The 20,728-nt window shown below is 67.0% G+C and carries 16 protein-coding genes and 3 pseudogenes; 6 read left to right on the top strand and 13 right to left on the bottom strand.

The features are described from left to right. Positions 1-6 precede the first annotated feature (6 nt). Positions 7-1,300, top strand: a pseudogene (locus N0A20_RS12115) (DUF445 domain-containing protein). 94 nt (positions 1,301-1,394) lie between these two features. Here the strand turns inward: N0A20_RS12115 and N0A20_RS12110 are convergent. Next, positions 1,395-2,189: pseudogene (locus N0A20_RS12110) on the bottom strand (SDR family NAD(P)-dependent oxidoreductase). A 47-nt stretch (positions 2,190-2,236) separates the two neighbouring features. Between N0A20_RS12110 and pepN the strand changes: the two are divergent. Further along, positions 2,237-4,831, top strand: a complete 2,595-nt coding sequence (pepN, locus tag N0A20_RS12105; protein WP_260580633.1) for an aminopeptidase N — start codon at positions 2,237-2,239, stop codon at positions 4,829-4,831. Between the two features lie 301 nt (positions 4,832-5,132). Here pepN and N0A20_RS12100 read toward each other — a convergent pair whose 3' ends face one another. The 4 genes from N0A20_RS12100 to N0A20_RS12085 are packed head-to-tail and all read right to left on the bottom strand — an operon-like array spanning position 5,133 to position 8,658. After that, entirely contained in the window at positions 5,133-5,732 is a 600-nt protein-coding gene (locus N0A20_RS12100; RefSeq protein WP_260580632.1) for an ABC-type transport auxiliary lipoprotein family protein, read from the bottom strand. Between the two features lie 11 nt (positions 5,733-5,743). Continuing rightward, entirely contained in the window at positions 5,744-6,685 is a 942-nt protein-coding gene (locus N0A20_RS12095; RefSeq protein ID WP_260580631.1) for an MlaD family protein, read from the bottom strand. 9 nt (positions 6,686-6,694) lie between these two features. Beyond that, a complete protein-coding gene (locus N0A20_RS12090; protein ID WP_260580630.1) occupies positions 6,695-7,552 on the bottom strand; it encodes an ABC transporter ATP-binding protein in 858 nt (285 codons plus the stop codon). After that, entirely contained in the window at positions 7,552-8,658 is a 1,107-nt protein-coding gene (locus N0A20_RS12085) for an MlaE family ABC transporter permease (RefSeq protein WP_260580629.1), read from the bottom strand. Before N0A20_RS12085 ends, N0A20_RS12090 begins: the two co-directional genes overlap by 1 nt. A gap of 111 nt (positions 8,659-8,769) precedes the next feature. On the opposite strand from N0A20_RS12085, the gene N0A20_RS12080 reads away from it, so the two are divergent. After that, the gene (locus N0A20_RS12080; protein WP_260580628.1) at positions 8,770-9,489 is read left to right on the top strand and encodes an HAD family hydrolase; all 720 of its coding nucleotides are present in this window, start codon (positions 8,770-8,772) and stop codon (positions 9,487-9,489) included. A 136-nt stretch (positions 9,490-9,625) separates the two neighbouring features. On the opposite strand, the gene N0A20_RS12075 is transcribed toward N0A20_RS12080, so the two are convergent. The 6 genes and pseudogenes from N0A20_RS12075 to lgt form a co-directional block, all read right to left on the bottom strand. After that, a complete protein-coding gene (locus N0A20_RS12075) occupies positions 9,626-10,951 on the bottom strand; it encodes a cystathionine gamma-synthase family protein (RefSeq protein ID WP_260580627.1) in 1,326 nt (441 codons plus the stop codon). Between the two features lie 26 nt (positions 10,952-10,977). After that, on the bottom strand, positions 10,978-12,417 hold the full coding sequence (locus N0A20_RS12070; RefSeq protein ID WP_260580626.1) for an SLC13 family permease: 1,440 nt from the start codon (positions 12,415-12,417) through the stop codon (positions 10,978-10,980). Between the two features lie 27 nt (positions 12,418-12,444). Beyond that, entirely contained in the window at positions 12,445-13,206 is a 762-nt protein-coding gene (gene pgeF, locus N0A20_RS12065; protein WP_260580625.1) for a peptidoglycan editing factor PgeF, read from the bottom strand. Further along, a complete protein-coding gene (locus N0A20_RS12060; protein ID WP_260580624.1) occupies positions 13,203-13,721 on the bottom strand; it encodes a GNAT family N-acetyltransferase in 519 nt (172 codons plus the stop codon). Before N0A20_RS12060 ends, pgeF begins: the two co-directional genes overlap by 4 nt. Continuing rightward, entirely contained in the window at positions 13,718-14,695 is a 978-nt protein-coding gene (locus N0A20_RS12055) for a class I SAM-dependent methyltransferase (RefSeq protein WP_260583909.1), read from the bottom strand. Before N0A20_RS12055 ends, N0A20_RS12060 begins: the two co-directional genes overlap by 4 nt. A gap of 55 nt (positions 14,696-14,750) precedes the next feature. Next, positions 14,751-15,633, bottom strand: a pseudogene (gene lgt, locus N0A20_RS12050) (prolipoprotein diacylglyceryl transferase). A 77-nt stretch (positions 15,634-15,710) separates the two neighbouring features. Here lgt and N0A20_RS12045 point away from each other — a divergent pair. The 3 genes from N0A20_RS12045 to N0A20_RS12035 all read left to right on the top strand — a co-directional run bounded on the left by N0A20_RS12045 (position 15,711) and on the right by N0A20_RS12035 (position 19,092). Further along, entirely contained in the window at positions 15,711-17,417 is a 1,707-nt protein-coding gene (locus tag N0A20_RS12045; RefSeq protein WP_260580623.1) for a class I adenylate-forming enzyme family protein, read from the top strand. Positions 17,418-17,539: 122 nt separating this feature from the next. Continuing rightward, positions 17,540-18,316, top strand: a complete 777-nt coding sequence (locus N0A20_RS12040; protein WP_260583908.1) for a cytochrome b/b6 domain-containing protein — start codon at positions 17,540-17,542, stop codon at positions 18,314-18,316. Further along, a complete protein-coding gene (locus N0A20_RS12035) occupies positions 18,313-19,092 on the top strand; it encodes a molybdopterin-dependent oxidoreductase (RefSeq protein ID WP_260580622.1) in 780 nt (259 codons plus the stop codon). Before N0A20_RS12040 ends, N0A20_RS12035 begins: the two co-directional genes overlap by 4 nt. Here N0A20_RS12035 and N0A20_RS12030 read toward each other — a convergent pair. Together N0A20_RS12030 and N0A20_RS12025 are read right to left on the bottom strand one after the other, a co-directional pair. Beyond that, positions 19,089-19,526: a DUF1801 domain-containing protein gene (locus N0A20_RS12030; RefSeq protein WP_260580621.1), complete on the bottom strand. Its 438-nt coding sequence runs from the start codon at positions 19,524-19,526 to the stop codon at positions 19,089-19,091. The genes N0A20_RS12035 and N0A20_RS12030 overlap by 4 nt on opposite strands. Positions 19,527-19,586: 60 nt before the next feature. Further along, the gene (locus N0A20_RS12025; RefSeq protein ID WP_260580620.1) at positions 19,587-20,660 is read right to left on the bottom strand and encodes a tetratricopeptide repeat protein; all 1,074 of its coding nucleotides are present in this window, start codon (positions 20,658-20,660) and stop codon (positions 19,587-19,589) included. Positions 20,661-20,728 lie beyond the last annotated feature (68 nt).

Here is a 20,728-nt window from a genome sequence, read left to right as displayed (position 1 = left end):
AAGGCCATGACGGACAGCGTTTCGCCGCAATCGGAAGCCCGGCGCGCCCACCCCTCGCGGGTGGGCGTTGCCGTTCCGACGGGCGGGCTCAATATCCGCATCGTCGCGACGGGGATGCTCGTCGTGATGGCGATCGTCTTCGTCGGCGCGAAATACTATCAGGAGGTCCACCCGGCGATCGGTTTCGTGCGCGCCTTTGCCGAGGCGGCGATGGTCGGCGGGCTGGCCGACTGGTTCGCGGTCACCGCGCTGTTCCGCCATCCGATGGGGTTGCCGATCCCGCATACGGCCATCGTGCCGCGCAACAAGAACCGCATCGGTGACACGCTGGCGCGCTTCCTGCTCACCAATTTCCTGCTGCCGCGGCTGATCGCGCGCAAGATGCAGACGGTCGATATCGCGGGCGCGGTCGGAAAATTCCTGTCGCAGCCGGGCGAGGGCGGCGGACGGCTCAAGCTCGGCGCGTCGCGGATCATCGCCGACGGGCTTGGCGCGCTCGACCAGCAACGGCTGGGCGGCATGGTCAAGTCGGCGATCGCCGATCGCCTGCGCGAACTCGACGTCGCGCCGCTGCTGGGACAGGCGCTGCAGGCGGCGCTGGCCGAGGGGCGGCATCAGCCGCTGCTCGACGCGATGGTCAAATGGGGATCGAAGACGCTCGACCTCAACGAGCATCTGATCCACCAGATGGTTCACGACAACAGCAACGCCATCGTCCGCTTCACCGGGCTCGACGAGAGCATCTCGAAACGCATCGTCGCTCGGCCTGTCGAAGCTGCTCGCCGATATGGCCGTGGAGCCCGATCATCCCTTCCGCATTCGCGTCGAGGAGGGGCTCGCCAAGATGGCGCTCGACCTGCAGCATGACCCCGAGGTGCAGGCAAAGGTCGCGCGGGTGCGCGACGAAATGCTCGATAATGCGGCGGTCAAGCGCTGGCTCGACGGTCTGTGGGAACAGGGGCGCGGCGCGCTGCTCAAGGCGGCGCGCGACCCCGATACGATGCTCGCGGGGCGGCTGGGCGAGCTGGTGACCCAGTTCGGCGCGATGCTCGGCGAGGATGCGCATATCAAGCGCACGCTCAACCGCTATGCGCGGCGCGCGGTGGTTGGCGCCGTCGACAGCTATGGTGAGACCGCGCTGCGGCTGGTGTCGGACACGATCCGCGGCTGGGACGCCAAGACGATCACCGACCGGCTGGAAAATGCGGTCGGTGACGACCTGCAATATATCCGCATCAACGGGACGCTGGTCGGCGGGCTGGTCGGGGTGCTGATCCACACGGTGGATGTGCTGTTGTGACATAGATCTCGTCATTGCGAGCGACGCGACCATCCAGAGGTGCGTAAACCGCCCTGGATTGTGTCGCTGCGCTCACAATGACGAGGTTAGAGGTTCAGCGGCAGTCCTTCAAACCCTCGCGAAACGTTGGATAGCGCGGCACCCATCCCAGAAGCCGCTTCGCCTTGCCGTTGGCGATGCGGCGGTTTTCCGCATAGAAGGCGCGCGCTGCGGGCGACAGGCCGGCCTCGTGCAGCGTCTGCAACGGCGGCAATGGCGCGCCCAGCATCGCGCAGCCCCATTCGACCAGACGGTTCTGATGGCAGGGCTCGTCGTCGGCGAGATTATAGACGCCGGGCGGGCCGCCGAACGAGGCGATCACGCCGCCCGCGATGTCGTCGACATGGACGCGGCTGAAAACCTGCCCCGGCAGGTCGACGCGATGCGCGCGGCCTTCGGCGATGCGGTCGAGAATGCTGCGGCCGGGGCCGTAGATGCCGGGGAGGCGGAATATGCGCATGTCGCCGCGCAGGTCCCGCCACGCCGCATCGGCGGCGTTGCGGCCGGGACGCCGGCCCCTGATCGGGGCGCTTTCGTCGATCCATGCGCCGCCCGTGTCGCCATAGACGCCGGTCGACGACAGATAGCCCGTCCAGCCCGCGCCGCGCGAGCGCGATCGCCTCGCCATAGCGCGCCAGCACCGGATCACCTCCTTCCGACGGCGGCACCGACGACAGGATATGCGTCGCCGAGCGCAGCGCGGCGAGCACGGCATCGCGGTCGCCGAAGGCGAGCGATCCGCCGCCACCGCCGCGCGTCGTCCCCCGGACGGTCCAGCCGCGCGCTTCGAGCTATGGCCGGCGATATGGTCGGCGGCGTAACCGAGCCCGAAAATCAGCATCTCGCTCATGCCGCGCCTTATTGCGCAGGCCGCGGCCCAAGCCTAGACCCGCATCCATGACCGACGCATCCTCGACGCCCGCCATTCCCGTCACCATCCACCGCGGCGATTATCGCCCGCCCGAGTGGCAGGTTCCCGACGTCGCGCTCGACTTCGCGCTGGGGATCGACGAGACGAAGGTGTCGGCCAGCTTGTCGGTCGAGCGCCACACCGACGCGCCGGTGCCGCTGGTGCTGCGCGGAGACGGGATCACGCCGCTGGAGGTGCGCGTCGACGGCGCGGTGTGGAACGACTGGCGCCTGGACGGCCCCGACCTGGTCGTCGATCTCGGCGATCGCAGCGCGGCCACGGTCGAGGTCGACACGGCCGTCGCCCCCGCCGCCAACAGCAAGCTGATGGGGCTGTTCGCGTCGAACGGCATGCTGTGCACGCAGTGCGAGGCCGAAGGCTTTCGCCGCATCACCTTCCACCCCGACCGCCCCGATGTGATGAGCCGTTACAAGGTGCGCATGGCGGGCGACAAAATGAAATTCCCGATCCTGCTGTCGAACGGCAATTGCATCGAACAGGGCGACGGCCCGGACGGCATGCATTGGGCTTTGTGGGAAGATCCCTGGCCGAAGCCCAGCTATCTCTTCGCGCTCGTCGCGGGCGACCTGGTGGTCAATCGCGACCGCTTCACGACCATGTCGGGCCGCGAGGTCGAGCTCGGCATCTGGGTGCGGAGCGGCGACGAGGGCCGCACCGGCCATGCGATGCAGGCGCTGAAGGACAGCATGGCGTGGGACGAACGCGTTTATGGCCGCGAATATGACCTCGACCTGTTCAACATCGTCGCGGTCGGCGATTTCAACATGGGGGCGATGGAGAACAAGGGCCTCAACATCTTCAACACCCGCTACATCCTCGCCGACCCCGACACCGCGACCGACGTCGATTACGATGGGGTGCAGGGGGTCGTCGCGCACGAATATTTCCACAACTGGTCGGGCAATCGCGTCACCTGCCGCGACTGGTTCCAGCTCAGCCTGAAAGAGGGCTTCACCGTCTTTCGCGACCAGAGCTTTTCGGCCGACATGGGCTCGCCCTCCGTCAAGCGGATCGAGGATGTCCGCCTGCTCCGCGCGGCGCAATTTCCCGAGGATGCGGGGCCGCTCGCGCATCCGATCCGGCCGGACAGCTATCAGGAAATCTCGAACTTCTATACCGCGACCGTCTATAACAAGGGCGCCGAGATCATCCGGATGATCGCGACGCTCCTCGGACCCGATCGCTTCCGTGCGGGCACAGACCTTTATTTCGACCGCCATGACGGCGAGGCCGCGACCTGCGAGGATTTCGTGCGCGCGATGGAGGAGGGCGGGGGTATCGACCTGTCGCTGTTCCGCCGCTGGTACGAACAGGCGGGAACGCCGCGGCTGACGCTCTCGCTCGCCGAAGAGGCGGGCGAATGGGTCCTCGACATCGCGCAGGCGGTGCCGCCGACGCCGGGCCAGCCCGACAAGCGCCCGATGATGATGCCGCTCCGCCTCGCGGCCTTCGCGATGGACGGCAGCGGAGCGGCGATGCCCGACACGCTGGTGACGCTGACCGGGGCGAGCCAGCGCGTCCCGCTCGGGCGCTTCGCCGCGCGGCCGGCCTTGTCGGTGAACCGCGGCTTTTCGGCGCCGGTGATCGTCGATTATGTCCGCGCGCCGGGCGAACTCGCCTGGCTCGCCGCGCACGACGACGACCCCTTCGCGCGCTACGAGGCGCTGCAGCAGCTGATGCTCGACACGCTCGTCGCGGCGGTGTCGGGCGAGCAGGCCGACCATCGGGCGGTGATCGACGCGGTCGCGGGTACGCTTTCGGGGCGGGCCGAAGACCCGGCCTTCGTCGCCGAGGCGGTGCTGCTGCCGAGCGAGGCGTTCATCGGCGACCAGATGGTGACGGTCGATCCCGACGCGATCCGCCGCGAGCGGCTGGCGCTGCAGGCGGCGATCGGCCGCGCGCTCGAAGGCGAATGGCGCGCGATCCTCGCCGGTACCGCACCGCCCGCGACCGACCTCGGCCCCAAGGCCAAGGGCGGCCGCCGCCTGCGCGGCGTCGCCATCGCCTATCTCGCCGCGACGGGCATCGCCGATGTGCCGGCGCTGGTGTTCGACATCTTCTCGAACGCCGACGGCATGACCGAACGGCAGGCCGCGCTCGCGACGCTGGCGCATGGCGACAGCGACGAACGCGTCGCCGCGCTCGACATCTTCTACCAGCGCTATCGCGACAATCCGCTGGTGCTCGATAAATGGTTCCAGGTGCAGGCCTGGTCGCTGCGCTCCGACACCGTTGCGGCGGTGAAGGAGCTGGCGGGGCATCCCGACTTTACGCTGGCGAACCCCAACCGCGTGCGCTCGCTCTATGGCGCGCTGACCGGCAACCAGGCGGCGTTCCACCAGGCCGATGGCGCGGGCTACAAGCTGATCGCCGACCTGGTGATCGCGCTCGACCCCAAGAACCCGCAGACCGCGGCACGGATGATCCCGCCGCTGGGGCGCTGGAAACGCTTCGATGACAGACGCGCGGCGATGATGAGGGGCGAGCTGGAGCGGATCTTGGCGCAGCCGGGGCTGTCGAGGGATACGACCGAGCAGGCGAGCAAGAGTTTGATGGGGTGATGTGTGCCTTGGGGTGGGGAGCGGACATTTGAGGAATGAACCGGTTTCCCCTCCCGCAAGCGGGCAGCGAGACTTACGAACTTGTTCGTTAGTCGCAGCGGGGTGGGCCATTGTGAGGGTGCTGCCCACACCCGACCCCTCCCGCCTGCGGAAGGGGAGAAAACCATCCGTTCCCGACCCGTTTTCGCCCTTCCCGTTCCCCGGCGCAGGCCGGGGCCCAGATAGCGAACGCAGCCTTCTCCTAATTGGACCCCGGCTTGCGCCGGGGAACAGCAATTACCGAATGCCAACGCGGCGAAGGCTAACTCCCCAACCACTCCGCCACATCCACCGCGACCTTGTTCGCTGCCCTCGTCAGCGCCGCGCCGACGGGCTTCGCCTCGACCACGCCGCCGAGGTTTTCGCGCGCCTCGAAGCGACGCTGGGTGATGCTCTTGCCGCCGGCGGAAACGAGCATCGCCTGGTAGACGACCACCGCCTCGCCGGTGCGGGCATCGACGCCGAATTCCATCAGCTGGCCCGCGAGCTGTTCGCCCGGTGCCGTCAGATACTGCCCCTCGTCGAGAACGACGCGGCCCGAGCGCGCGGCGACGGTTTCGCTGATCAGGCGCTGGAACAGGCGCTGCGGCGCCTCGACCCATTGCGCGTCCTTGACGTAAGCGACGCTCGCGCCGTCCTGCTGCACGGGGATACGTGTCGTGCGGAGTTTCTGCGGCGCGGTGGGGATCAGGATGGTGAGCGTCGCGGCCTCGCTTGCGGTGCGCGCGGCGCCCGCGACCGGAGCGGCGTCGGCGTCGAGCGTAAGCAGAAAGGGCGGCGGCTTGCCGCCGAAGCTGACGCAGGCCGAAAGGGTGAGCAGGCCGAGCGTGGCGAGCAGCGGTGCGCGAAAGCGGCGGGGCATATTGGTGGTCCTCATTGCTTGTAGTCGGGCAGCTTGCTGCCGCTGATGACGGCGCCCGCGCCCTGCTGGTCGAGCTTGTCGGTGAGGCTGGAGAGCGAGGCCGAGGTGCGGCGCAGGTCGCGGATCAGGGCGTTGGCCTCGGGGATCGTCGTCTCGCTGAACGTCTTGAGTCCCGGCCGCGCGTCGGTGATCGCGCTTTCGAGTGTCTTCATCGACTGGTTGGCGGAGGCGAGCGTGTCGCGCAGATTTTTCATCGCCGGGTCGATGTTGCGATCGACGGTCCCCTGCGTCGCGGCGGCGAGGTTGCCGATCTGCTCGGCGGCCACGCCGGTCTGCTGGATCGCGATGCGCGTGTCGGCGAGCGCGGCCTCGATCGCGGGGCCGTTACGCGCGAGGATCGCGGTCGATGCCTCGACATTGTTGAGGATGCCGCGAATGCTCGCCTGATTTTCGTCGTCGGCGAGCTCGGCGAGGCGTTCGGTGAGGGTCGAGAGACGCTGGAGCAGTTGCGGGGCGGTGTTGAGCAGTTCGCCGAGGCCACCGACGCGGTTGGGGATGACGGGCTTGCCGTCGGGCCCCTTGTCGGTGATCAGCGGCGCCCCCTTGACCCCGCCGGCGAGCGAGATCTGCGACACGCCGGTGAAGCCAACGCCTTCCAGCGCCGCGGTCGTGCCCTGGCGAATCTGCACGCCCTCGTCGACCTGGATGCGCACGCGGACGAATTCGGGGTCGTCGGGGAGCAGCGCGATCTGCTTCACCTGCCCCACGGGGACGCCCGAATATTGCACCTGCGCGCCCTTGTTCAGACCGTCGACCGCCTGTTTAAAATAAATATCATATTCCTGCTTGTCGCCGCCGCTGTCGTTGGCGAGCCAGACGACGAAAAAGGCGAGCGCCGCAGTAAAGAGGAGGACGAAGGCGCCGACGAGGACGTTGTTCGAGCGTGTTTCCATCAGTCGTTCCTATGGCCGCTTTGCGGTTTGGTTCCCGCTCGCCGCTGCGCGGCCGCGGGGTCCGTTGAAATAATCCTGTATCCAGGGGTGCTCGGTGGCAAGCAGTTCCGGGATGGTGCCGATCGCGATCACCCGTTTCTCGGCCAGCACCGCGACGCGGTCGCAGGTCGCATAAAGCGAATCGAGATCGTGGGTGATCAGGAAGACGGTGAGCCCCATGGTGTCGGCTAGCTCGCGGATCAGCTCGTCGAACTTGGCGGCGCCGATCGGGTCGAGGCCGGCGGTCGGCTCGTCGAGGAAAAGCAGCGCGGGGTCCAGCGCGAGCGCGCGGGCGAGGCCGGCACGCTTGACCATGCCGCCCGACAGCTCGGCGGGATATTTGGGGCCCGCGTCGGGGGGCAGGCCGACCATCGCGACCTTGTAGGCGGCGATTTCGTCGAGCAGCCTCTGGTCGAGGCGCGGATAATATTCGCGCAGGGGAACCTGGATATTCTCCGCGACGCTGAGCGTCGAGAACAGCGCCCCGCCCTGAAACATCACGCCCCAGCGGCGGCGCAGGTCGCGCGATTCCTCCTCGTCGGCGATGGTGTCGAGCGACTTGCCATAGACCTCGATCTCGCCCGCGTCGGGGATTTGCAACCCGATGATCGAGCGCATCAGCACCGACTTGCCGGTCCCCGAACCGCCGACGACGCCCAATATCTCGCCCGAGCGGACGTCGAGGTCGAGGCCGTCGTGGACCACCGCGTCGCCGAACTTGTTGACGAGTCCGCGCACGCGGATCGCGACCTCGTGCTGCTCCGGGCGCACCGCGTCGGCGGCGGCCAGCTCGGCCTGCACCTGCTGCTGCTCGGTCTCGCCGGCCATCAGTTCCATCCGATCGACGAGAAGAAGACCGCGAAAAAGGCGTCGAGCACGATGACGAGAAAGATCGCCGCGACCACCGCGGAGGTCGTGCGCTGGCCGACCTCCTCGGCATTCTGGCGCACCTGCATGCCCTCGTAGCAGCCGGTGACGCCGATGAGGACGCCGAACACCGGCGCCTTGATCAGCATCGCCCAGAAATCGGTCATCGGGATGATGTCGCGGAGCAGCTGGACATAGGTCAGCGGCGGGATGTCGAGCCCGATCCAGCAAAAGACGCCGCCGCCGACGATCGAACAGAGGCTGGCGTAGAAGCCGAGCAGCGGCATCAGGATCGTCGCGGCGGCGACGCGCGGGAGCACGATCGCCTCCATCGGGGAGACGCCGATCGTGCGCATCGCGTCGATTTCCTCGGTCAGCTTCATCGTGCCGATCTGCGCCGCAAAGGCGCTGCCCGAGCGGCCCGCGACCATGATCGCGGTCATCAGCAGCCCCAGTTCGCGGATCGAGGCGCGGCCGACGAGGTTGATCGTGAACACTTCCAGCCCGAACTGGCGCAGCTGCACCGCCCCCTGCTGCGCGATGACGATGCCGATCAGGAAGGTCATCAGGCCGATGATGGGAAGCGCATCGACGCCGACGGTCTGGAAGCGGGTGACGATCGCGTGCCAGCGCAGGCGGCGGCGCGCGCGCAGCTGGGTGCCGAGCGCCATGATCATCGCCCCGAGAAAGCCGATCATGCCCAGTAGCTCGTGCCAGACCGCCATGCTGGCGGTGCCGACCTGTTCGAGCATCCGGTTCAACGCGGACCGGCGGTCGCGGTGGACGCGATAGTCGCTCTTGTCGCTGGCGAGCGCGTCGAGCAGCCGCTCGGCGTCGGCGCTGGCGCCGGTGACCTTCGCGCCATGGTCGCGCATCGTGCGGGTGACGATCCACGCGCCGACGGTGTCGATGCGTTCGATAGCGGACAGGTCAAGCGAGGCGATCGGGCCGAGCGCGTCGAGCCGCGCGGGCAGGTCGCCGAGCCGCGCGAGCGTCAGCCGCCCGGTGAAACGGACCTCGGCGCCGCTGGCGCCATCGCTTGTTTCGAAGTCCGCCCTGGCCACCATCGTGCGACGACCTTGTATTATTTGGGGAATGACGGCAAGCCATTCCACGTCAGGCTGCGGCGCGCTTGCGCGGTATTGGCCCGCCCGTCCGCTCGGGCTAAGGCGCTGGCCATGGATGATAATATCGTCGTTCCCGAACCGTCGCCGTCGCATCGCATCGCGATGTACGACATGGACCGCACGATCACCCGCGCGGGCACCTACAGCGGTTTCCTGATGCATGTGGTGCGACGGCGGCAGCAATGGCGGATGCTGCTGACCCCGCTCGTCGGGCTGGCGGGGCTCGCCTATTGGCTGCGGCTGATTGACCGGGCGCGGCTGAAGGCGATCAATCTGCGGCTGCTGGTGGGGCCGCGCTTTCGCCGCGACGAGATCGCGCCGCTCGCCGAAAGCTATGCCGACAAGGTGGTGGCACGCGGCCTGCACGGGGCAGCGCTCGCGCAGCTCGAGGCCGACCGCGCGGCGGGGTATCGCGTGCTGCTCGCGACCGCTTCCTTCCACCTCTATGTCGATGCGATCGCCCGGCGGCTGGGGATCGAGGATGTGCTCGCGACGCGGCTCGACGAGCCCGACGGGGCGGACCATGTCCATGCCCGGCTGATGGGCGACAATTGTTATGGCGAGGCGAAATTCGCGCGGATTTCGGACTGGATGGCGGCGAACGACATCACGCGCGACGACGCGCATATCCGCGCCTATTCGGACCATGTATCCGACCATCCGATGCTGCATTTCGCCGACGAGGCGGTGGCTACGACGCCGTCGCGGAAGCTGAAGAAGCTGGCGCCGGCGATGGGATGGACGGTGGTGGACTGGCGGGCGCGGAAGTGAAGAGCCCCTCCCCTTCAGGGGAGGGGGTTGGGGTGGGGGGAGCGGAGTTGCGCGAGGCCGCTGGCCCCCACCCGCTGCGACTAGGGAACAAGTTCCCAAGTCTCGCTGCCCTCCCCTGAAGGGGAGGGCGTAGCTATCAGACCGCGTCCAGCGCCTGCGCGAAATCGGCGATCAGGTCGTCGGCGTCCTCGATGCCGATCGACACGCGCACCAGATTGTCGGTGATGCCCAACGCTTTCTTGCGTTCGTCGGGGACCGACAGATGCGTCATCGCGGCGGGGTGGCTCGCGAGCGTCTCGGTGCCGCCGAGACTGACCGCGAGCTTGGCGATCTTGAGCGCGTCGAGGAAGCGGAAGCTTTCCTCTTCGCCGCCCCTGATGAACAGCGAGAAGGTCGATCCGGCGCCGGTGCAGTGGCGCGCGAAAATATCCTTCTGCGATCCTTCGGGCAGGAAACCGAGATAGCCGAGGCCTTCGACCTTGGGATGATCGCGGAGAAAGGCACAGACCTTTTCGGCATTTTCGCCCGCGCGGCTCATGCGCAGTTCGATCGTTTCGAGGCTGCGCAGCAGCATCCACGCGGTGTTGGGGTCGCAGATCGTGCCGATGGTGTTGCGCATCATGCGAATGGGGGCGAGCCAATGCTTCGAGCCGACCACGCCGCCCGCGACGAGATCGCTGTGGCCGCCGGCATATTTGGTGAGGCTGTAGAGGGTGATGTCGGCGCCGTGCGCGAGCGGTTTCGACCAGAGCGGGCCGAGGAAGGTGTTGTCGATCGCGATCGGCGGCCGCGCGCCTTCGGCAAAGGCGGCGCCGGTCGCGGCGCGCATCGCTTCCACATCGACGAGCGCGTTGGTCGGGTTCGCCGGGCTTTCGAGATAGACCATCGCGACCTTGCCGCCCTGCGCCGCCGCCATCTCCTTGGCGCGCGCCAAGATCGCGTCCATTTCCGCGCGCGAGGCTTCGGCGGGGAAATCGACATAAGTGGCGCCGAAGCGCGACAATATGCGCGCGATCAGCGTCTCGGTCGCGGCGTAGAGCGGGCCCGAATGGACGATGACGTCGTTCATGCTGACATGCGCGAGCAGCAGCGTGGCGATCGCCGACATGCCCGACGAGAAGACGAGCGCATCCTCGGCCTTTTCCCAGACGCCGAGCCGGGCTTCGAGAATTTCCTGGTTCGGGCCGTTGAAGCGCGAATAGACGAGGCCGTCGGCGCCGCCGGGGCGCTTGCCGGTGATGCCCTCGAAATGGCGCTTGCCCGCGGCGGCGCTTTCGAAGGCGAAGGTCGAGGTCAGGAAGACCGGCGGCTTCAGCGAGCCTTCGGACAGCATCGGATCATAGCCATAACCCATCATCAGGGTCGAGGGCGACAGGGTGCGCCCGCCGATTTCGGTGACGTCCTTCTTGGGCGCGCGGCGCGGCGTGGTGCCGGTGAGGTCGCTGTTGTCGATGGGGGGCATGCGAAAGACTCCTGCGCAATATAGTTTCAAACGACACTATCGCGATTTCCCCGCAGCGTCACCCCCAGCATCGCGATCACCCAGATGACCCCGACGAGTAGCGGCGCGCCGATGATGTCGAGAATCAGGCCCGCCTTGAGCATGCGGGGGAGCGCAATATGCCCCGTCGACCAGGCCAGCGCGTTGGGCCCGGTGCCTGATGGCAACATGAAGCCCCAGCTTGCCGCCATGGCGACGGGCAGGGCGAGCAGGATCGGATCGGCGCCCGTCGCCGCGATCAGGGCGGTCAGCACCGGCATGATGCCGCTGGCGGTTGCGACATTGCTGGCAAATTCGGTGACCAGGATGGTCAAACCGACGATGATGAGCGCGAGCAGGATCGCAGGCATGCTGCCGAGCGGGGCGAGTACGGTGCCGAGCCAGGCGGCAAGACCGCTTTCGGTCATCGCGGCGGCGAGTGCCAAGCCGCCGCCGAACAGCATGATGACGCCCCATGGCGCCTTGTCGGCTTCTTTCCAGACCAGCAGCGGGCGGCCGGTGCCGTCGGGGACGACGAACAGCAACAGGCTGCCCGCGATGGCGATGGTGCCGTCGGTCAGGGCGCCCTTGGGGAATAGAGGAGCGAGAAGCGGCTGCGCAATCCATGCCGCGACCACCAATATCGCGATCGGGACCACGCGCCGCTCGGCGATGCTCCATGCCGCGACCTCGCCCAGCGCCGATGCCGCCGCCACGGCGTCGAAGGGATGATCCTTCAGCCGCTGGACGCGCGCCAGCACAAGGGTCGCGATCGGCACGCTCAGGATCACCACCGGTAGGCCGAAGACCAGCCAGTCGAGGAACGAGATATGCACGCCCAGCGATTTTTCGATCAGCCCGGCGGCGATCGCATTGGTCGGCGTCGCAACCAGCGTACCGAACCCGCTGATCGTCGCGCCAAAGGCCGTGCCCATGATGACCGCTCCGGCAAATCCTTCGGTTTCGTCTTCGCGGATTCCGGCAGCCTCGATCACCGCGAGCGCGATCGGGATCATGATCAGCGCGGTCGAGGTGTTGGACACGAGCAAGCCGATGGCGGCCGTCGCCGCCATGAAGGCGAAGAGCAGGCCGGTCGCCGTGGGCGGCGCGAGCTTCAGCAGCGCGAGCGCGACGCGCCGATGCAGTCCGACGCGCTCGATGGTCAGGGCCAGAAAGGCGCCGCCGAGGATCAGGAACAGGATCGGCGAATAATATTCGCTGGCGATGGCATTGGCGTCCATCACGCCGAAGGTCGGGACGAGCAGGAAGGGGAGGAGCGCCGTCACGGTCAGCGGCATCGCCTCCGTCATCCACCACACCGCCATCAACAGGGTCAGGGCGGCCACCCGCCATGCCGTGACTTCCATGCCAGTGGGCGCAGGCAGGACCAGCATGACGATGAAGACAAGCAGACCGCCGATCAGCCCCAGCAGGCGCGTGCGACTCATTCCCCGATTCTCCCCCGGTCGGCCTGGTCAGGTCAGTCCGATCACCGACAGTTGGCGGCCATAGCTGTTCTCGGCTCTATGGCAGGCGCGGCGATAGCTGAAATAATCCTCCGCCTCGGCATAGGTGTCCTGTCCCCCGATGGCAATTCGCGCGACGCCGGCGGCGGCGAGGCGCGCGGCGACATAGGCGGCGATGTCGAACATCGCATGGCCGGGCTTGCCCGCGGCGAAGAAGCGTTCGTTGGCGGGATCGTCGGCGAGGAAGCGCGAAACGAAGCCGTCGTCGACCTCATAGGAGGCGCGGCCGATGCACGGGCCGATCGCGGCCACGATATCGGCACGCCGCGCGCCGATAGTTTCCATCGCGGCGAGCGTCGCGTCGGTGACCCCGGCGATCGCGCCTTTCCAGCCGGCATGGGCCGCGCCGACGACGCCGGCCTCGCGGTCGGCGAACAGGACGGGGACGCAGTCGGCGGTGAGGATGCCGAGCAGGATGCCGGGGGTGCGGGTGGCGAGCGCGTCGGCCTCGGGGCGGGCGGTCGGGTCGCTGCCGTGGTCGATGATCACGCAGCGGTTGCCGTGGACCTGGTAGAGACCGGCCAGCGTCGCACCCGGCAGCACCGCGTCGGCGACGCGGCGGCGATTCTCGGCGATCAGCGCGGGATCGTCGCCCGAACCGAGACCGCAATTGAGCGAGACGAGCGCGCCGCTCGACACCCCGCCGCGACGGCCGAAGAAGCCGTGGGGAACGCCCGCGAGCGCGCCGGACGAGACGAACGGCGCGGTCACAGGTCGAGCCGGAAGAAACGGTCTTCGTCGATATGGTTGCCGACGCGAAAGGCGTTGCGGCCGACGTCGTAGAAGCCATAGCGGCGGTACAACGCCTGGGCGCGGGCGTTTTCGGTGAACACGCTGAGGTAGAGGATCGAGGCGCGCTCGCGCGCCCAGCCGATGCCCCAGTCCATCAGCGCGGTTGCGACACCGGTGCCCTTGGCGGCGTCGGCGAGATAGATCTGGTGAAGTTCGACCGCATCGTCGGTCGGCTGTCCGGGCGGCAGCTCGAAATCGAGCGGGCCCATCTTGGCATAGCCGATGATGTTGCCGGCCGCGTCGCGCGCCAGCCGGATCGCCCAGTCGGGATTTTCGATCTGCGCGCGCAGCTTGTCCGGCGGATTCCAGGTCGAGAGGAAGAGCGCGAGGTCGGCGGGGTCGTAGATATGGCCGAACGTCGCGGTGAAGGCGGCATTGGCGAAGCCCGACAGCACGTCGGCATCGGCAAGCGTTGCGGCGGTAAGGGCGGTCATGCGGCAAATCCCGCGGGTTGCGGCCAGTTCGGGGCATGGGCGGCGAGAATCTGGAACAGTTCGCCCATCTCGCCCGCTTCGACGAGGCGGTGCCGCTGCCCTTCGAGTTCCCCGGCGCGGCCCGGCGATGCTGCGATCAGCGATTGCAGCCGCGCGTCGATGCCGAGCCGCTGGAGCCACAGCCCCTGTCCGACCGGGCCGAGCGTGGAGAGGCCGCCGCGGCGCGCCGCCTCGCCGAGCGCGGCGAAGTCGACATGCGCGGTCAGGTCGACCTCGCCCGCCCGCTCGAAGGGATCGGCGTAGCGATGGTTCGAGACCGCCTGCAGCGTGTCGCCCGCGGCGGGTCCGCGATAGCCATAGTCAATCGCCAGCATCGCGCCGCCGCAGCGCGCGATGCGCAGCGCGCAGCCGTGCATGACGGCGATCGAGGCAGGGCTGGTCTCGACGGTTGCACCCGGCGGCTGCGCGCGGAGCGGAGGCGGGATATCGTCGTCGACTGGCGTATCGGCATGGAGCGTGACCAGCCGCGCGCCGTCCCGCGCCACCATGCGTTCGCGCCATCCCTCGGGCGTTGCGACGAGCTGGCGGATCGGCAAGGCGTCGAAAAATTCATTGGCGACGATAAGCAGCGCGGCGCCGCCGGGCAGGCTTTCGATGTCGTCGTGGTGCGCGGCTTCGGGCACGCGCGCCGATTGCGCCGCGCGCAACGCGGGGCTGGTCTCGACCAATTCCACGCTAACGGGGTTGCAACCGAAGCGCCGCATCGCGCGCAGCGCATCGGCGGCGAGCGTCCCGCGGCCGGGGCCGAGCTCCACATAGCGGAAGGCGGGACGCCCGGCGCGGTCCCACAGGTCGGCGCACCAGATACCGATCAGTTCGCCGAACATCTGGCTGATCTCGGGCGCGGTGGTGAAATCGCCGGCAGCGCCGAGCGGATCGCGCGTCGCATAATAATGCGCGTTGGCGGCCGCCATATAGGCGGCGATGCTGACCGGGCCGTTCGTCCAGAGGTCGGCCAGCGGCCCGGTCTCAGGCAACGCTGTCGGGCCCCGCGATCGGCTCGACGCGCTGGCGGCGCGCCTTGGCGGTGGCGACGAGCCAGATGCCGATGACGATCATCGGCACGGTCAGCCACTGGCCCATCGACAGGCCGGTCTTGACGACGACCTCCATGCGCTGGCTGTCGGGTTCGCGGACGAATTCGACCGCGAAGCGGCTGAGGCCGTAGATGATCGACGCCATGCCGACGAGGAAGCCGGGCTTGTAGCGCGCGTCGGTGCGCCAGAAGAGGAAGGCCAGGATCGCCATCATCAGCAGCCCTTCGAGCCCGGCTTCGTAGAGCTGGCTCGGGTGGCGCGGCAGCGGGCTGGCCTCGCCGGGGAAGACGATCGCCCACGGCACGGTGGTCACGCGGCCCCACAATTCGCCGTTCACGAAATTGGCGATGCGGCCGAGGAACAGGCCGAAGGGGATGGTGCAGGCGATATAGTCGCAGAAACGCAGGAAACTGAGCTTTTCCTTGCGCGTCACATACCAGATCGCGATCAGCACCCCGATGACGCCGCCGTGCAGCGACATGCCGCCATCCCACAGTTTCAGGATCGTCACCGGCTTCGCGATATAGGATTCGAGGTTGTAGAAGAGCACATAGCCGAGCTTAGCCGCCGAGGATGATGCCGAGCATCGCATAGAAGATCATGTCGTCGGCATGGCGGCGCGCCATCGGGGCGCCGGGCTGGGCGATGAGTTTCAGCAGATACCAATAGCCGAGGAAGATGCCCGCGAGATAAGCCAGCGCATACCAGCGGATCGGCCAGCCGAAGACGCTGAACGCGACTTCGCTATTCTCGCCCATCATATCCTGAAAGTTAAGATATTGCGTTGCTTCGGCTAAGGTTGCAAAAAGAAACATATAGTCGCGCTGTCCTTCCCCAGGAGAGGCCTCCCCATAAGGGGTATGGCGAGCGAGACCAAGAGGAGAGATGCCCGATGCCATCCGCGCTCGATTTGCGCCTGGAAGCCGCCTATAATCTGATCACGGGTCCGGGCGGCCCGATCCAGGTCGGAACGGTCGAACGTTTTGGCCGCGACCTGCCCGCCATCACCAACGCGCCGACCAATCTTGGCGACTATGTCGCCTTTTTTGCCGCGCAGCATGGCGACGCCACCTTCCTCGTCGAGGGCGGTGAGCGGCTGAGCTTCAAACAGGTCCATGCCGCGGCGCGCCGGGTCGCGGCGGGGCTGATCGAGGGTTATGGCGTCCAGCGCGGCGACCGCGTCGGCATCGCGATGCGCAACGCCAATGCCTGGTGCGTGACCTATATCGGCGTGCTGCTCGCGGGCGGCTGCGCGACGTTGCTCAACGGCTGGTGGCAGGGTGGCGAACTCGCCGCCGGCATCGAGGACAGCGAGACGAAACTGGTGATCGCCGACGTGCAGCGCACGGCGCGGCTCGAGGAAGTCGAACATGGCGCGAAGGTGATCACGCTCGATCTGCTCAAGCCCATCGACGAGGCGATCGTGCCGATCACGGCGGCGGGCGGCAGCGCGGACACGGTGCTGCCGCAGCTGACCGGCGAGGACCTGGCGACGATCCTCTTCACCTCGGGATCGACCGGCCAGTCGAAGGGTGCCTATTCGCGGCACCATGCGATCTGTCAGGCGATCTTCAACTATGTGACGCAGACCGCGAGCATTGTGCATCTGCTGACCGAGGACGGGCTGATGTCGGACATCCAGCCCGCGACTCTGGTCTGCACGCCGCTGTTCCACGTCACCGCCGAAATTCCGGTGTTCCTGCAAAGCTTCGCGCTGGGTCGCAAACTCGTATTGATGCCCAAATGGAACGCCGAGGAGGCGATGCGGCTGATCCAGGACGAGCAGGTCAATTATTTCGTCGGCGTGCCGCTGATGAGCTACGAGATCCTGACCCATCCGAACCGCAAGAATTACGACCTGTCGACGTGCAAGAGCTACGCCGGCGGCGGCGCCCCGCGTCCGCCCGAGCATGTGAAGCGCCTCTCGGAGGAAATGGGCGATGCCAAGCCGCTGCTCGGCTATGGCCTCACCGAAACCAATGCGGTCGGCTGCGGCATCATCAACGAAAATTACGTCGCCAAGCCGCTATCGACCGGTCCGGCGTCGAAGCCGCTCGTCGATCTCGCGATCCTCGACGACAATGGCGAGCCGCTGCCGCAGGGCGGGGTCGGCGAGGTGTGCATCCGCTCGGTCTGCAATTTCGAGGGCTATTGGAACAATCCCGCCGCGACCAAGGCGGCCTTCTTCGACAATGGCTATTTCCGTTCGGGCGATCTCGGCTATCTTGACGAGGACGGCTATCTGTTCATCGTCGACCGCAAGAAGGACATCATCATCCGCGGCGGCGAGAATATCAGCTGCCAGGAGGTCGAGGCGGCGATCTACGAACATGCCGACGTCAACGAATGCGCGGTGTTCGGCCTGCCCGACGAGCGGCTGGGCGAGGTCGTCGGCGCGGTGATCTGGGTCAAGCCCGGCAGCACGGTGACCGGCGAGGATATGTGCAGCTTCCTCAGCCAGCGGCTGGCGCCGTACAAGGTGCCGTGCAAGATATGGATGTCGAACGAGGCGCTGCCCAAGCTCGGCAGCGAAAAGATCGACAAAGTGTCCTTGCGCAACCAGTATCGCGCGCAGTTCGCGACGGAGGTCGCGGCGTAACCAGGAGAAGCGGCGGAGCGAATGGGAGATATGGCCGAGCCTGACCCTCCCGCCGCTCCGTCCGGCCCGCCGCCGCCCGCCATCGCGCCGGAGCCGCTGCGGCGCGCGTCTATCGCCACCGGCTGCCCACGCGCATCTGGCACTGGCTCAATGCGGTCACCCTGCTTGTCATGCTGATGAGCGGGCTGATGATCTTCAACGCCCACCCGCGCCTCTATTGGGGACAATATGGCGCCAACCCCGACCATGCCTGGTTCGCGATCGGCGCGACGCCGACGATGGGTTTCGTGCGGATCGGCGAGACGCGGATCGAGACCACCGGGCTGCTTGGCCGCTGGACCGATGCGCAAGGGGTCGAGCAGACCTGGGCCTTTCCCGGCTGGGCGACGATCCCGACCAGCTACAGCCTCGCCGACGGGCGGCGCTGGCACCTGCTTTTCGCCTGGGTGCTGGCGATCGGGCTGACGCTCTACATGTTGTGGACCGCGTTTGGCGGGCATTTGCGCAAGGATCTGCATGTCCGGCGGGCCGAATGGTCGCCGCGCCATATCTGGCATGACATCTGCGATCACGCGCGGTTGCGTTTCCCCCGGGGCGAGGCGGCGGCGCGCTACAGTATATTGCAAAAGCTGTCCTATATCGCGGTGATCTTCGTGATGCTGCCACTGATGATCTTCACCGGCCTCGCGATGTCGCCGGGCATGAACGCGGCCTGGCCGTGGCTGCTCGACCTGTTCGGGGGGCGCCAGTCGGCGCGGTCGATCCATTTCATCACCACCTGGCTGCTCGTCGCTTTCTTCTTCGTCCATGTCGCGATGGTGCTGCTCGCCGGGCCGGTGAACGAGATCCGCTCGATGGTTACCGGCTGGTTCAAACTGCCGCCGGAGAAGGCGCAATGAGCGGCATCATTCTCCCCCGGCGCCAGCTGATCGCGCGGGCGGGCGGGCTGGTCGCGGCGGCGGGCACCCTGCCGCTGCTGGCCGGCTGCGATGCGATCAACGAGGCGCCGCTGACGCGCAAGATATTGTCGATGGGCGAGGAGATGCACCGGGCGAGCCAGCGCGCGCTGACCGACCGCGACGCGCTGGCGCGCGAATTCGGCCGCACCGACCTGTCGCCGGTGTTTCGTTCGAACGGCACGAAGCTGCCCGAGGGTGCCGATTATGCTGCGCACGCCGCGGCCGGCTTCGCCGACTGGCGCGTCGCGGTGACGGGCCTCGTGACCAGGCCGCTATCGCTGTCGATGGCCGACATCCGCGCGATGCCGCAGCGCACCCAGATCACGCGCCACGACTGCGTCGAGGGGTGGAGCGCGATCGGCGAATGGACCGGGGTGCAATTGCGCCGCATCCTCGCGGCGGCGGGCCTCAAGGATCGCGCGCGCTATATCGTCTTTCGCTGCGCCGACCGCATCGGCGACGTGCTCTATTATGAAAGCTGCGACCTGATCGACGCGCTGCACCCGCAGACGATCCTCGCCTGGGCGCTCAATCGCGAACTGCTCCCGATCGCCAATGGCGCCCCGCTGCGCCTGCGGATCGAGCGGCAATTGGGCTACAAGCACGCCAAATATTTGACCGGGATCGAAGCTGTCGCCAGCCTCGACGGTGTCGGCGCGGGCAAGGGCGGCTATTGGGAGGACCGCATCGATTATGAATGGTATGCGGGGATTTAGACCGGATATTTTTCGTTCATCGCATCCCAGGTGAGCGCGACGAGCTTTTCGAGCACGTCCAGGTCCACGTCGGCCAGCTTGTTGATGTAGAGGCAGACCTTGCTCGTCCTGTGCTTGCCGAGGGCGGCGAAGAGCGCGTCGGCCTCAGTCTGACGCGCGCCATAATTCTCCATCAGATAGAGGGTGATCGCCGCCTTGCGCGGGCTGAATCCGGCGCGGCACATGGTTCCGGAATGGCCGCTGTCATATTGATAGTCGTAGCTGCCGTAACCGATGATCGACGGTCCCCACATCCTGGGTTCGAGGCCCGTGACGCGGCGATGGATCGCGTCGATGACCGGCGCCTCCTCGCGGCGGCGCGCTTCGGGGAGCGAGGCGATATAGTCCGCGACCGTCACCTCGGTCGCCTTGGTCTTGATCTCGGCCTTGCCCATGGCGGTCTCCCCGCGCCCGGAATAGCCCGAACCGCGGGGAAAGCCAATCGGGCTCGGCGATCAGCCGTCGCAGTCGTTCCAATAATCCTTGTTCGTGGTGCAGCTTTGCAGCCCCGAATAATGATTGACCGTGCACACCGTCTTCATCGGACAGGCCTTGAACACGCGCGGCTTGTATTCGGGCGGCGCCTTGGCCTTGGTGAAGGCGCCGACGACCTGCGCGCGCAGCGGGATCAGCTGGCCGCGGATCGTGTCGTCGCCGGTCGCGATGCCTTGGTCCATCCAATAGAGGATTTCATCCTCATGCTTCAGCACATCCTTCATCTGCAGCAGCGAAGAGGCCGCCATCACCGCGCCATAGGCCTCGCCCTGATCGGCGACGACGCGCGACAAATGATAGGCGAGCTGGAAATCCTTTTTCGTGCCGTTGCCGTTGTTGATCATGTCGAACGCCATGATCGTCGCATAGAAATGTCCGCGTTCGGCCGCCGTCTTGAAGGCCGCAAAGGCCTTTTTCGGATCCTTCTTGGTGCCCACGCCCTCCAGATAATAGAGGCCGCTGCGATAGATGGCATCGACATGGTCGGCCTGCGCCGCCTGGTCGATCATGCGAAAGGCGGTCGCGTGGTCCTTCTTGCCGCCGATCAGCCCCGCCGAATAGAGGGTGCCGACATTGAACAGCGCCACCGGGTCGCCGAGATTTGCCGCCTCCTGCATCAGGGCGAGGCCGTCCTGGGCGGTGCCGCCCTCGACCGTTCCGTTCAGCCACGCCGTGCCAATCTCGCTGATTGCGGCGGGGTCTTTCTGTTTTTGGGCATAGAGCAGCGCGAAATCGCGGCCCTCCGGCGTGCTGATCTGCCAGTTTCCGCCGCGTGCCACAAACTCGGGAAGCGGCGCGGGGCAGGGCGTTCCGGCATTGGCGTTCGCTTCATATTCGCGGGTCCACGCCAGCCCGGCAGGGGACGGCGGTGTGCCGCGTTTGAGCTCGGCGACCAGCCGGTCATAAGCATTGTGACAATCGACCTGCTGGTGATATTCGCGGGTCGGGTCGGGCATCGCCCCGCCGCCGTTGATGGTGGAAGAGGCTGTCGCCAGCGCGAGCAGGGGCGCGGCGAACGTCAGTAGCATTCGCATGACAAGACTTTCTACGGACGCGTCCCCGCGCGTGACAATGAAGCAAGTCCCATCCGGAGTCTTGTAGA

The sequence above is a fragment of the Sphingopyxis sp. PET50 genome (assembly GCF_025244705.1).
Classification (GTDB): Bacteria; Pseudomonadota; Alphaproteobacteria; order Sphingomonadales; family Sphingomonadaceae; genus Sphingopyxis.
This window is presented reverse-complemented; position numbering and strand designations above follow the sequence as displayed.